This is a genomic window from Actinacidiphila oryziradicis, assembly GCF_005047355.1.
GTDB classification, from domain to species: Bacteria; Actinomycetota; Actinomycetes; order Streptomycetales; family Streptomycetaceae; genus Actinacidiphila; species Actinacidiphila oryziradicis.
The window spans coordinates 1-12,849 of the sequence record NZ_SUMC01000157.1 but is presented as its reverse complement, the minus strand read 5'-3'; the positions used below and the strand labels follow the sequence as shown (position 1 = coordinate 12,849).

10 protein-coding genes and 3 pseudogenes are annotated in these 12,849 nt (G+C 68.8%); 5 read left to right on the top strand and 8 right to left on the bottom strand.

Annotated features, from left to right (window positions below):
* From FCI23_RS50715 to FCI23_RS64420, 4 genes and pseudogenes are all read right to left on the bottom strand, one after another.
* The coding region (locus FCI23_RS50715; RefSeq protein ID WP_169317386.1) for a molybdopterin-dependent oxidoreductase at window positions 1-1,130 on the bottom strand (1,130 nt) is incomplete at its 3' end.
* A 116-nt stretch (window positions 1,131-1,246) separates the two neighbouring features.
* Window positions 1,247-2,674, bottom strand: coding sequence for a cytochrome d ubiquinol oxidase subunit II (locus FCI23_RS50710; RefSeq protein ID WP_136730735.1), 1,428 nt, complete (start codon window positions 2,672-2,674; stop codon window positions 1,247-1,249).
* A gap of 2 nt (window positions 2,675-2,676) precedes the next feature.
* Entirely contained in the window at window positions 2,677-3,210 is a 534-nt protein-coding gene (locus FCI23_RS50705) for a cytochrome ubiquinol oxidase subunit I (protein ID WP_265737847.1), read from the bottom strand.
* Window positions 3,197-3,358, bottom strand: a pseudogene (locus tag FCI23_RS64420) (cytochrome ubiquinol oxidase subunit I); the annotation flags it as partial. The gene FCI23_RS50705 and the pseudogene FCI23_RS64420, both read right to left, overlap by 14 nt.
* A 404-nt stretch (window positions 3,359-3,762) precedes the next feature.
* Here FCI23_RS64420 and FCI23_RS50700 point away from each other — a divergent pair.
* Together FCI23_RS50700 and FCI23_RS50695 are read left to right on the top strand one after the other, a co-directional pair.
* The gene (locus tag FCI23_RS50700; protein ID WP_136730734.1) at window positions 3,763-5,664 is read left to right on the top strand and encodes an FUSC family protein; all 1,902 of its coding nucleotides are present in this window, start codon (window positions 3,763-3,765) and stop codon (window positions 5,662-5,664) included.
* 89 nt (window positions 5,665-5,753) lie between these two features.
* The gene (locus tag FCI23_RS50695) at window positions 5,754-6,833 is read left to right on the top strand and encodes an integrase core domain-containing protein (RefSeq protein ID WP_136730733.1); all 1,080 of its coding nucleotides are present in this window, start codon (window positions 5,754-5,756) and stop codon (window positions 6,831-6,833) included.
* On the opposite strand, the gene FCI23_RS50690 is transcribed toward FCI23_RS50695, so the two are convergent.
* The 3 genes and pseudogenes from FCI23_RS50690 to FCI23_RS61745 all read right to left on the bottom strand — a co-directional run.
* A complete protein-coding gene (locus FCI23_RS50690) occupies window positions 6,744-7,175 on the bottom strand; it encodes a transposase (RefSeq protein ID WP_246144834.1) in 432 nt (143 codons plus the stop codon). The genes FCI23_RS50695 and FCI23_RS50690 overlap by 90 nt on opposite strands.
* Before the next feature lie 150 nt (window positions 7,176-7,325).
* Window positions 7,326-7,799 (bottom strand): hypothetical protein, encoded by a 474-nt coding sequence (locus FCI23_RS50685; protein ID WP_169317382.1) that lies wholly within the window; start codon window positions 7,797-7,799, stop codon window positions 7,326-7,328.
* 122 nt (window positions 7,800-7,921) lie between these two features.
* Window positions 7,922-8,080: pseudogene (locus FCI23_RS61745) on the bottom strand (recombinase family protein); the annotation flags it as partial.
* Window positions 8,081-8,839: 759 nt separating this feature from the next.
* Between FCI23_RS61745 and FCI23_RS50675 the strand changes: the two are divergent.
* Window positions 8,840-9,253: pseudogene (locus FCI23_RS50675) on the top strand (transposase); the annotation flags it as partial.
* Here FCI23_RS50675 and FCI23_RS64415 read toward each other — a convergent pair.
* Entirely contained in the window at window positions 9,219-10,703 is a 1,485-nt protein-coding gene (locus FCI23_RS64415; RefSeq protein ID WP_136730729.1) for an IS66 family transposase, read from the bottom strand. The pseudogene FCI23_RS50675 and the gene FCI23_RS64415 overlap by 35 nt on opposite strands.
* A gap of 1,339 nt (window positions 10,704-12,042) precedes the next feature.
* Between FCI23_RS64415 and FCI23_RS50655 the strand changes: the two genes are divergently transcribed.
* Together FCI23_RS50655 and FCI23_RS50650 are read left to right on the top strand one after the other, a co-directional pair.
* Entirely contained in the window at window positions 12,043-12,426 is a 384-nt protein-coding gene (locus tag FCI23_RS50655) for a MarR family winged helix-turn-helix transcriptional regulator (RefSeq protein WP_136730727.1), read from the top strand.
* A gap of 102 nt (window positions 12,427-12,528) precedes the next feature.
* The coding region (locus FCI23_RS50650) for a nuclear transport factor 2 family protein (RefSeq protein ID WP_136730726.1) at window positions 12,529-12,849 on the top strand (321 nt) is incomplete at its 3' end.

Genomic DNA, 12,849 nt, shown 5'->3' with positions numbered 1-12,849 from the left:
ATGGTGCGGTCGGACTCGGAGTACACCTGGGCGGCCTTGAGGATCTGCGCGCGGGTCAGCCCCGACTGGTGCTCCAGCTCCTCCCACGGCGTGGCCTCACAGGCCTTCTGGTACTCCTCCAAGCCCGAGGTGTGGCGCTGGATGAACTCGCGGTCGACCGCCTTGGGATCGTGGCCGGCCTGATCCAGCAGCGCCTTGGCCATGCCGCGCAGCAGCGCCATGTCGCCGCCGATGCGGGGCTGGAGGTTGAGCGTGCTGGTTCGCGTGGAGTGGAACAGCGCCATGTCGGTGAAGTCGTGCGGGACGATCGTCCGGGTGGCGGCGGCCTCGACCAGCGGGTTGACGTGCACGATCTGCGCGCCCCGGCCGTGGGCCTCGGCGAGCGCGGTGAGCATCCGCGGGGCGTTGGAGGCGGCGTTGACGCCCATGATGAACAGCGCGTCGGCGCTCTCCCAGTCCTTCAGATCGACGGTGCCCTTGCCGGTCCCCAGCGACGCCTCCAGGGCCCGGCCGCTCGCCTCGTGGCACATGTTGGAGCAGTCCGGCAGGTTGTTGGTGCCGAATTCCCGCGCCATCAACTGGTAGAGGAATGTCGGCTCGTTCCCCAGCCGGCCGGAGGTGTAGAAGGACGCCTCGTGGGGGCTCTGGAGACCGCGCAGGGTGTCCCCGATCAGGTCGAAGGCCGACTGCCATCCGATCGGCACATAGTGGTCGCTGTCCGGGTCGTACACCATCGGTTCGGTCAGCCGGCCCTGGTCCTCCAGGGCGAAGTCACTCCACTCCATCAGCTCACTCACGCTGTGCGCGGCGAAGAACTCCCGACCGACACGCTTGCGGGTCATCTCCCACGTGACGTGCTTGATCCCGTTCTCGCAGATATCCAGGTGCAGGCCCTTGGTGTCATCGGGCCATGCGCACCCGGGGCAGTCAAAACCGCGCCCCTCATGGTTCATCCGGAAGATCGCACGGGGCCCGTCGATCAACTCCCTCTCGCGCGCCAGCAGCCGGCTGACGCTCTTGGCCGCTCCCCAGCCCGCCGCGGGATGGTGGTAGGGCCGGTGTTCCGGTCCGTGTCCGTTCTCGGGGCCGAGCCCCAGCGCCGGTTTGCCTGCCGGCGGCTGGCCTCGCATGGACTTCTCCCGCTGCGAGGTCTCCGGCTCCTCGGGCCTGCGATCGGCAACGCTCACGTCATCACCTCTGGACTTCTCTCGGGCATTCGCAATAGCAAAAATCGGAACAAATTGTTCTATTTCAATCTAAAAACCCAATATAGGTCCTGTCCAACGCTGGCGCCCGCCCCGGGCCAGGGACGCCCGTGGGCCTTGCTCGCCGCACCGGTCGTCGGCCCGGGCGGGGCCTCGGCGCACCGCACACGGTGCCGTCTGCCTGCGGGGGCCATTACCGCCGGCACCCCGCCGCGCCACGGAACTCGCTGGGCTCCGGGCCCGCCGGGGCTGTCGGCGGCGACCTCGGCCGGGGCAACCGCATAGACACCCACGACAACGAAGCCGGCCAGGCAGAGCACCCCCAACGCGTGTGCCCACTCCGCGCCGGCCACGGTCAGCAGGCCGATCCCGGCGAGGAACAACGCCCCGGTCACCCGTCCCGCCAACCCGTGCTTCCCAGCAGCCCGCTGAGCCTGGACGGGCGGGACCCCGGTGCCCTGCAGCCGGCCGGGGTCGAAGCGGCCCCTGAGTACGAGGGAGAACAGCAGCGAGAGCGACGGGAACAGGATGACCGCGCCACCGAGCACGGCCACGGTGACAGCGATCAGCGTGTCCCTCGGCGCGGCCGCCTGCCGGACGGTCAGCCCAGGCAGGAAGTTGGGCGACTGAGCGAGCGCCCATCCCGTGACGATTGCCGCGACGGCCAGCGCGGCGCTGGCCCGCCCCGGGCCGTAACGCCGTAGCCAGACGAGCAGCAGGGTAGCGATTCCGGCGAGGGGCGAAACCACCAGCGCCGGCAGGCCGGACCCGGTGACCAGGCCGCGGTAGAGCGTAGGCGAGTCGGCCCTCAGTACGCCGAGGCCGCCGAGCGCGAGTGCTCCCGCAAGGACGCCGCTCGCCAGCGCGCGCTGCCGAAACCAGCGTTCCAGGTCCGGCTCGCCCACGCGCACGGCGTCCGCACAGAGGTAGACCGCGGCCAGGAAGCCGCCGATCGCGACAGCGAGGACCCCGATGAGCATCGAGGTGGGGTTCACCCAACTTGTCCATAGGTCGCCCGCCGCGTTGCCAACCGGCACCCGCCCTGAGGCGATTCCGCCCGTGATCGTGCCCAGCGCGAACGGTGTCAAGATCGACGACAGCGCGAAGACGCTGTCGATCACCCGGCGCTCGTGCGGCTCGGACGCGCCGGCGCCCAGTGCGTAGGTGGTCCCGCGGAAAATGATGCCGAGAGCAGCGATGAACAGCGGTACGGACAGTGTCGAGGCGACCGACCCGGAGACGACGGGGTAGGCGGTCCAGGTCACGGTCAGCACGAAGACCAGCCACACATGGTTGGCCTCCCACACCGGCGCGAGGGCATCATGGGCATGATCACGCCGTCGCTCCGCCTCGTGCCCCCGGCCGGCCGTGAGCTGCCACAGCCCGGCCCCGAAGTCGGCCCCGCCGAGCACCGTGTACAGAATGAGGCCGATCAGAATGAAGTACAACGGCAGGCTGTAGAGGTGCATCTCTACCGCTCCTCGGTCGTGGTCGGCTCCGGCAACTCAAGCGGTCGAGCGGCCAGCCGACGCAGGATCCACACGATCGCCACGACCACGCCCGCGTAGACCACCGACAGCGTCGCGTACCCCACGGGGATGCCGCCGGCGCCAGTGACAGCCTCCGACGTGCGCATCACCTCGTACACCACCCACGGCTGACGCCCGACCTCAGTGACCACCCAGCCGCACACAAGCGCCACGAGCGAGAGCGGGCCGGCCACCGCGACCGCGCGATAGAACCAGGCGGATTCGGGTAGTCGGTGACGTCGCACGCGCACGAAGAGGTAGACCACTCCGAGAAGGGCGAGCAGCGACCCGATCCCGACCATCGTCTGGAAGCTGAACCGCACCACGTTGACCAGCGGCCAATCGCCGCGCGGCACCGAGTCCAGTCCCCGAACGACCGCGTTCGGGCTGTGGAAAGCCACCAGCGACAGCCCCTTGGAAATCTCGATGCCGTATTCGACATTCGACCCCGGAGTCGGTGAACCAGCCGAGCAGATGCAAGAGAGCTCCGCGGGTCGTAGCCGGGAGTCCCTCCATGGCAGCGAGCTTGACCGGTTGGATGCTGGCCACCTCGCGGCCGGCCCAGTCTCCGACCAGCACCTGTACCGGCGCAGCCAGCGCGGCCACGGTCAGCGGGATGGCGAGCGCGGTGCGCTCGTACCCGGGTCATGACACCCTTCGACTGTAGTGCGAAGAACAGGAGCAGAAAGCAAGGCCCGTCGCGTGTCGCTGATGGCCGAAGTACTTCGGGCCCTCCGGAGCGGAGGTTTCTGAAACGTCACACTGACAAGAGCGGGGTTTTCCTGCGAGGAGGGGGCGCCGCGGACGGTCCATACCAAGTTTTCCGCGAACGCGTTCACCGGTGGTCATCGGATCCCGGCCGGCACCAGGCCGCGATCGGCGGCTCAAGGTACCGTCCTCGCGGGCTTGTCATGCAGCGTCGTCATCTGATCACCTTCCGCTGATCCCGCTCGGTGAGAGGCCGAGCGGGATCAGCGAGGGCCGAAGATGCGGCGCGCATCTCACTGGAAGGAAAACGGCAGCGGCTGATGTGGTCGCAGGTACGAATACACGTCCACTGGGCATTCCGTCTAGTGCGGATCGCCCCCGGGCCGGTCCCGGGGGGCCCCACCCTGCGCGGCGCACTGGGCATGGGCGTCACGCTGGCGGTCGGCCTGCTGACTCACCAGCAGGCGTCCGGCGTGCTCGCCGCCTTCGGCGCCATGTACGCGACCTTCAACGACCGGGACGAGCCCCAGCGGTTGCGCACCGCCCGCATTGGCACCGCGGTGCTCGCAAGCGCGGGCGGGATGACCCTCGGCGCTGCGTTGCAGGTCGCTCGGCCGGGCTGGTGGCTGCTGCCGGCGCTCACCGCGGTGGCCTACCTCTGCGGCGCGATCAGCACGCTCGGCCCCCTCGCCTCCAGCGCCGGTGTGCTGCTGATGGTCTCCTGCGCGCTGGGCAGCGGCATCACCCTGCCGAACCCCGCCTGGACGGCTCCACCGCTGATCCTCACGGGAGGAGGGCTGGTGCTGCTGCTCACATCGCTGCGGCGGCCAGACAACCAGTACCGGCCGCAACGCCGCGCGGTCGCCGCCGTCTTCACCGCCCAGGCAGACCTGCTGCACGCGCTCGGCACTACGGAAGCGGTACCGACCCGCCGCAGGCTCACCGCGGCCTTGACCTTCGCACAGGACACGGTGATCCTCTCCCGCCCCCGCGTCGAGCGGCCAGAGCAACAGCGGCTGCGACTGCTATTCCAGGAAGCCGTGCACGTCACCGAGGCAGCCACCAGCTTGCTGTGGTTCCGCCGCGCGGTGCCGCCCGCGATGGCCCGAGCGCCCCACGCGCTGGCCGACGCCGTGCTGGCAGGACGACCGACCACCGTGGCCCTGCCGGACTGGCAGCCAGACACCCCCGCGGCGACCGCGCTCGCCGAGACGCTACGGGCAGCGGCCCGCACCGCCGCAGCCCCCATGCCGATCACACGCACCGCCTCCAGGCAGGTCCGCGACCCCGTAGCGCGGCGCCTGCGGTCACAGACGGCGGTCATCTCGGGGCTGCGTCTCGCCCTGTGCATCGCCGCCGCGAGCGGGCTGTCGCTGCTGCTGCACGACCCACGGTCGTACTGGCTGCCGCTCACCGTGGCCTTCGTCCTCAAGCCCGATCTCGGCTCGGTCTTCGCGCGGGCGGTCCACCGCTCGCTAGGCACTGTGCTCGGAGTCCTGGTCGCCGCCGCCGCACTCGCCGTGCTGACCTCCCCCTGGGCGCTCATCGCCATCGCCACGCTGTGCGCGGCATTGCTGCCAATAACGGTCGCCCGCCACTACGCACTCAACACCATGGCCGCCACCCCTGTCGTCCTGGTCCTCGTCCAACTCGGCGGAGGGCTCGGCATCCAACTCCTGGGCTCGCGCCTGGTCGACACCATGCTCGGAAGCCTCATCGTGCTGCTACTGGGGTATGCGCTATGGCCGCAGTCGCGCGCAGCGCGGATCACCCCCCGGCTGACGGCGGCGGTGACCGCGGTGCGCGCCTATCTGACCGCCGTCGCCGCCGAGGAATCCTCCGCCGCCCAGCGGGGGACACTGCGCCGCACCGCCTACCGCGCCCTGGCCGACGCCCACCGCACCCTGGACGAATGCCTGTCCGAGCCGCCGCCAACCGCCCGGCACGCGGAGTCCTGGCTACCCGCCACCCACGCGCTCGAGCAGCTCACGGACGCCGTCTCCGCCACCGCGACGCAGATCAAATACGGCGGCCCGCGGCCCTCGGCCGCCGAGACGCGACGCCTACGGGCTGCCCTCGACCAGCTGGAGCAGACCGTCCGGCAACACCATCCACCGCCCCGCGCGTCACACCACCCCACCCAGGCTCCCGACAGCGCACGCGACCCGTCGATGGGAGCACTGAAACACGCGCTCGAGGAACTGGAGAGCGCCCTGAGCTGAGTAGGGTCGGGGACTGGCGCGGTGGCGCAATACGGGAACGAGTGGGCACTCTGGCAGGGATGACGATCATCCCGGCATGATGATCGGTCGTGCTGCTGAGACTGGCGTATCTGGGTGTGTCTAACGTGTTCTCGATGCTGCGACTGCTGCCGATGAGTGACCGGGACAAGGACGTGGAGATCCTCGCTCTACGCCATCAGATCACGGTGCTCGAACGGCAGCTGAACGGGCAGCGAGTGCGCTTCACACCCGGCGATCGGGCGTTCCTCGCGGCGCTGCTGCACCAGCTACCGACGCAAGTGCTGCGCCGGATGCGATTGCTGGTGCGGCCGGACACGCTCCTGCGCTGGCACCGCGACCTGATCGCCCGCCGTCACGCCACCCGATCCCGGCCCAAGACCGGGGGCCGACCGCGCACCGTACGCTCCGTCCGGGCCCTGGTACTGCGCCTGGCCAGGGAGAACCCCAACTGGGGGTACCGGCGCCTGCACGGAGAGCTGCTCGTACTGGGCGTGAAGGTAGCCGCGTCCACGGTCTGGGAGATCCTGCAGGAAGCCGGAATCGGCCCGGCACCCGAGCGGGCATCGAGCACCTGGGCGCACTTCCTGCGTTCCCAAGCCGACGCGCTTCTCGCATGTGACTTCTTCGAGACGGTCACCTTGTCCGGGGCGAGGTTGTACGTGTTCGCGGTGATCGAGCACGCAAACCGGCGGATCCGGGTTCTTGGCGCGACCGCGCATCCCACCGCAGCCAGGGTCACGCAGACGGCGAAGAACCTCGCCATGGACCTCGAAGACGCCGGCTGCCACGTGCGCTACCTGATCAGGGACCGGGACGGAAAGTTCCCCGCCCTGTTCGACACGATCCTCAAAGACGCGGGCATCGAAGTCGTGCTCACCGGGGTCCGTGTGCCCCGCATGAACTCGATCATAGAGAGATGGGTGCAGACCTGCCGACGCGAGCTCCTGGACCGGACCTTGATCTGGAACAACCGGCATCTACTCCACACGCTGCGCGAGTTCGAGCAGTTCTACAACACCCACCGCCCCCACCAGGGGACCCTGGTGGTCATTGGGTTGTTAAGCGGCGAGGGCGAGTTCGAGGCGGGAGATGTGGGTGGTCCGGGTGCGGTCGAGTGCGTGGCCGTTCCACCAGGCGTTGAGTCGTAGCAGGTTGAGGGCGGTGGCGCTGTAGACATGTTCGAGGTGGGTCTTGGCCAGGCCGCGGTAGCGGGCGTGGTGCATGTCGGTGACGGCGACGGCCTGGGCCATGGTTCCCTCGACGCCGGCTCGCAGGGCGTAGTCCTTCTGCCAGTCACGAGATTCCTGCTGGTCACGGCCCTGCTGCAGGGCCTCGGCCAGTAGGCGGGGATGGAGGGAGAGTTGGCGTCCTCCGCGCTGGGCGATGGTGCACTGGGCGCGGACCGGGTAGAGGCCGCACTCGGAGGCGGCGAACTTGACCACGGTAGCCGGGGTGCCGCGCTGCTTGCACGGGCTCCAGGAGGCGCTCAGCTTGCCCTGTGGGCAGGTGACCTGCTGCTTCTCCCAGTCGATGGTGAACGCGGAGGCAGCGAAGCCGGTGCCCGCGCGGGCCTGTCGGGAAGGTGTCCAGCAGGACCGGGGTGATCAGGGCGACGCCGTAGCGCGACAGTGACCCGGTGATCAGCTCGGCGGAGGGGTAGCCGGAGTCCAGATAGTGCTCGCCGGGCAGCAGCCCGCGCCGCTGCTGGGACTGTCGAGAGCTTTGGAGTCGGGCAGGGTCGAGGCGTTGGTGGCGATGTTGGTGATCAAATTGGGGCGGTTCGGCACCCGGCCGGGCTTCGCACCGTGCGGTGCGTTGGCTCCAGACTTCGCTGTCGCTGTCGCTGTCGCTGTCGCTGCGGGTGCGGGGCGAGCGGTGTCGTCGGCCTCGGTGGCGCAGGTCTCACTGATGTGGACCTTGAACCCGTTCCAGAAGGTGTCGCGCTTGGCGCTCCACCGGGCGTCGGTGTCGTAGGGGGAGGTCAGGCGCCATTTGCCGGGCGGGAGACCGCCGCCCTTCTCGTCGTCTTTCTCCCGCCGCTTGACCACCTCCCGCCTGCCTCTCGCGGTGGTGCGGGTGTAGTTCTGCAGCAGCACGGTCCGCAGGACCTGCACGGCGGGCAGTTCGCGCAGCCACGCCGGCTGGCCCGGCGCGTAGACCGCTTCCAGCAGCGCGAAGCCGTGCGGTCGAGCTTGGGGACGACGAGGGTGTCGCCGGCGCGCACGGAGGCCAGGGCCTGGTCCAGCCCGGGGCGGTTCCGGTTGGTTCCGGTCAGTCCGTGGTCGAGGTAGATGCGGTCCTCAGGGACGCCGAGGTCGATCAGGATCTCCCGCTGGGCGGTGAGGTCCTGCTTGTCGAGACCGCACCTGGCGTAGCCCGTGAGAAGTCCGCTCATGCCCCGGAGCGTACGGATAGCCCCCGCTGACCGTACAGACCACCGGACACCCTAGTCCTCATGGGATGCGAAGGGGCGGCCAGTCTTCCCGGCGGTCTGAGGTTGCGACTAGACCGTGAGCGGCTCCCCGGTCGGCGAGGTGAGTTGGCGCGAGGTCGTCGCGGGCGGTCCTGCATCGGTGTCGTTCGACGGGCATCACGGCGGCTGGGGTCGCTCAGGGCGCGCGCACAGGGGATCGGCTGGGGTCAGCCGCTTCGCCCGGCCGATGCGGCAATAGCCGGCATCATCGACGCGCAGTCACTGCGCGCGGCCCACAACATCCCCCGCGCCACCTCCGGCTACGACGGCGGCAATTATGCCGATCCCGACGTTATGTGGATGTCAAGCGGTCGGTGCTGGTCAACGGGATCTCCAGGCTGGTTTGGTCAGCATAATTTGCCGTCATCCTGACGGTGAACCCTCCCGCATCCGGAGAGTCGGCTACGGCCGGGCTGATCGACTGGAGGAAGAGCCGGAGCTGACGCCGCAGGTAGCGGGGGATTTTCACGCCACACAGCCCCCTCCGGCTCTCCTCTCGGACGCTACAGCGGCCTGGGCTCCCGCTCGCGCTCTGCGAAACGCTCCGTCGATAGCCGTCCGGTTATGCCGATTGTTCCGGAGCCCGTGGTCGTCCCAACCAGGCATTCAGACTCTGCGGTCGGCATAATGCCGGGATCGGCATAATTCCCGTTATGCTGACATCGGCATAACGGCAAGAAGGTAGCCGGACGCAAGCGCCACATCATCGTGGACTGCCTGGGCCTGCTGCTGGCCGTCATGGTCACCGCCGCCGATGTCCAGGACCGCGACGCGGCCTTCCCCCTGCTGGAACGGCTACACCGACGTTTCCGCAAGGTCACCCTGGTGTGGGCCGACGGCGGATACACCGGCAAACTGGTCACCTGGGCCCAGCGGCAACGGCGGCTGACCGTACGGGTGGTCAAGCGCACCGACGACATGTCAGGCTTCGTGGTGCTCCCGCGCCGCTGGGTGGTCGAGCGCACCCTGAGCTGGCTGATGCGCTCGCGGCGGCTGGTGCGCGACTACGAGACCCGGCCCGAGGTCCACGAGACCATGGTGCTGTGGTCGATGACCATGGTCATGACCCGGCGGCTGGCCCGGCAGCGAGCCTGAACCTGCCCGCCACCGGCTGCGCCAGCCAGCCCCGGGCCTCCAGACGCCTGGCCCTGCTGCGGACCACCCCCTCGACCTTGGCCGGAGTCAGCTCCAGACCCAGCGCCGAGGCGATCTCCTGACAGCTCATCAACCCGCTACCGTCCGCGTCCGTGTCCTGTCGCTCGGCCAGCACCGCCAGAATCCGCTGGTACTCCACCGCCAGCACCCCCGGCTCCACCCCCGGCCCCCACACCGCCACCACCGAACCAGCCCGCGGGCCCTGAGCGCCCGCCTCGGGACCCGCCACTTCGGCCGCCACCGCGGGAGCCGCCAGGACAGCGGTCGCGGGCACCACCGGCACGGGCAGCTGCTGGATCCCGGCCGTTGCCGTCGCCTCTGGCGCCGCCGACTCAGCGGACAGCACCGCCGCCACCCTCTGCCGCGCGGTGATCCAGTCCTCCCAGTCCCGCTCCGCGTGAGCCAGCTCCGCCAAGATCCGGTCCGCCTCCGCCCGCACCACCTCCAGCCGCTCGCGCGCGGCCAGCTCCCGCTCCTCCAACAAGCCCAGAGCCGACGCCATCCCGACCCCTCCATCGACACGAAACCCGACGGACACAGCCTTCCGCAGCATCAGCGATTCCATACCTGACCTGCGAAAACCTACTCGCCATGTCCGGTAAGACAACGGCTTCTGACGTATGAGGTGGGCTGCGCACTGCTGAACGCCGGCGAGCGTGGCGTCGAACTGCTGCCAGCCGCTGTAGTCGTCGCGCACCAGGTAGCCGTTCCAACCCGTAAGAACATCCAGGTCGCGGATCGCTTCGCTGGAGCGGGAGTTCATCGGGACGTACCAGATCAGCCGCTCGTCAGGGGTGCGCACAGTGACCGCGTGCGGAGTGCCGGGCACGGGCCGGCCAAAGGTGTCGGCGTCCTTGTCCAGTACGTGGACCGGGCTCTCGTCCCCGCACAGCACGTCCTCGGCGCGCAGCGCCTGCTTCATCGCCGCGTCGAACCCGGCCGCCTCCAGGCGTTCGGCCAGGCGGGCATGGGCGCGGGCGACGAATCCAGAGGAGACCGGAACCCCGAGCAGGGAGTTGATCAGCATGGCGGTGCGCTCCACCGGGATGTTGCCCTCACTGCCCAGCAGTACCGCCGCCGCGTTCAGGTTCGGCCCGTACACCACGGCGCCCACCTGGCCACCCGGCGCCTGGGACGTGGTCACGCACCCGCAACCGCACCGCTGCCGGGGCAGCACGTAGGCGACCTTCTCCAAGACCACCGGCAGGATGTCCCACACCTGCGCCCAGCCGTCCTTGAGCGCCCGCGCATCGCCGAGGTCCGCACCGCAGCCCGCACAGTCCGCGGGGGCCGCGACCTGCTCGGTGCGGTCCGGCTTCTCGGCGGGCTCCAACCGCACACCCTTACGGCCGGGCTGACCACCCCTGCGGGTGCCGAAAACCCCATCCATGGCCTGTGACGTGCAGGTTCTTGTGAACGGCCGTGATCGCCGGGTAGGCGTGTCAGGCTGATGGATCGTGCTGCTGCGGCTGCCCTACCTCGCCGTCTCAAGCGTGTTCGCCCTCATACGGCTGCTGCCGATGAGCGACGTGGACGAGGGACATGGAGATATTGACGCTGCGCCACCAGCTGGCCGTCCTGCAGCGGCAAACCGACAGGCCACGGGTCACTGCGGCGGACCGGGCATTCCTTGCCGCGCTTCTCCATCGGCTCGCAAGGCCCAAGCTGCGGCAGCTGCACCTGGTCGTCTCCCCGGACACGATCCTGAGGTGGCCCGCGACCTCATACGCCGCCGCCACGCCGACGCCTCCCGGCGCAGACAACCCGGCGGCAGACCGCCGACCCTCCCCCAGCCTTCGGCTGGGAGGTGCCCCCAGCAACATCCAGTCTCTCGTCCTGCGCCTGGCCCGCGAGAACTCCGGGTGGGCTCGCTCTCCTGCGCGGACGCAATAATCGTCACCCGCAGCGCCTCTGTGGGATGCTGACAACACTCCTGAGCCGACCCTTAGCCGCCTCCGGTGGTCAGCCGGTGGCCGGACGCCTTTGGACGACGTATTACGAGGCAGCACAGACCAACGAGCCGCACGTGCTCTGATCAGGCAGGACGTCATTCGGCAGCACGGCCCGGCACCACGCAACACGATCGCTCACGGTCTCGTAATGCGTAGGTCTCGGGTTCGAATCCCGAAGGCGGCTCCATGGTGAACCCCAGGTTGAGCCTTTGACCTGGGGTTTCTTGTTTCTGTTGACCTTGGAATTCGGGCCAATCGGACACTCGTAGTCTGTGCATCGCAATGCGTAGGTCTGCGCTTAGCCGTCAGCAGTCATTTCCTGGCGCAACGCTCTGACCTGTGGCTTTGTCACCGTTCGCCTTCCCGTCTCCGCTCTGAGGAGAGGTCCGGTGGCCATCCGGTGGCCAAACGTGCAGCGAGCGTGCAGCGGTACTGCCAGGGCTCACTCCGCGCAGGCTGAGGTGTTGTCGAGTTCGGACAACCACCTGGCGTGACTCTCCGAGACTAGGCTGCACCGAATGGAGGGCCATACGTCTGCGCGCCGCAAAAGGCCCTCCGCCGCCAGAGGTCGGAACCAGAGTCAATGGCCAGACGGTCACGGAAACCAGCGAGCACCATCCCGCCTGCAGGTGGCCGAGCCCGGGATCCCCGGCGAGCACCCAGTCCCAGCAGCGTCGCGGCCCGCCGACCCGCTGGAACGCCGGTGGGCGCCGGTGCAAGGGCGGATGCGAAGCCGCGGCGGGTACCTGCTCGGTTGCGGTCGATGCCGAGGAGGCGGTGGGTGACGTGGTCAACAGATCTCCGATTAAAGGACGTTCAGAAGGTGCAGGCGCCGGCGGGGTCACCACCGTGCTCAAGCGACTGGAGAAGGCGGGCCTGATCGAACGGGAGCAGGACACCACCGACGGACGCAGCTCGTGGGTTCGGCTGACGAACACCGGAATCGAGACCGCCGGCGCCACCATGCAGGCATGGTCAGAAGCCGAATCCAACTTCTTCCAGGCCGTGCCGCCCGAGGTGCTCCAGGCCGCGTCAGACACACTGCACGAAGTGCTGCTCGCCATCGGCGATGGGTGTAGCTCGCTTGCAGGGACGCTGCGAGCTGGAAGTTTGCTGATGTGGCTGCGCGTGGTGGGGCCGGCTCGTAACGTCGGGGCATGATGCGGCCGAGATGGCCTTGCTGCCCCTTGGCCAGGCCATCGGTCACAGAATGACGCTCTCCAGGACCTGGCTGAGTTTCTCCAGCGGCCCGTGAGGATTTCCATGGCACTGAACATTGAGGACCGCACCGTCATCTCCGAGTTGATCTCGATGCACGGTCACCTGTGCGACGAGGGAGAGTTGGACCGGCTGGATGAGTTGTTTACCGACGACGTCGTCTACGACGTCACGGACTTCGGCCAGGAGCCGCTGACGGGAGTGGAAGCCATCCGAGCGGCGGCTATCACCTTGGGCGACGCGAATCCCGTGGGTCATCACGTGACGAACATCGTCGTCACGGAGGGAGACGACGGCCAAGTGCACGCCCGTTCCAAGGGCATCGGCATCAATATGGACGGCACGAGCGGCAGCGTGACCTATGAA

Excerpts from the sequence above, each read along its gene's own strand:
- FCI23_RS50710 (WP_136730735.1), bottom strand. The coding sequence starts at position 2,674 with ATGCACCTCTACAGCCTGCCGTTGTACTTCATTCTGATCGGCCTCATT.
- FCI23_RS50700 (WP_136730734.1), top strand. The coding sequence starts at position 3,763 with ATGTGGTCGCAGGTACGAATACACGTCCACTGGGCATTCCGTCTAGTG.
- FCI23_RS64415 (WP_136730729.1), bottom strand. The coding sequence starts at position 10,703 with ATGGATGGGGTTTTCGGCACCCGCAGGGGTGGTCAGCCCGGCCGTAAG.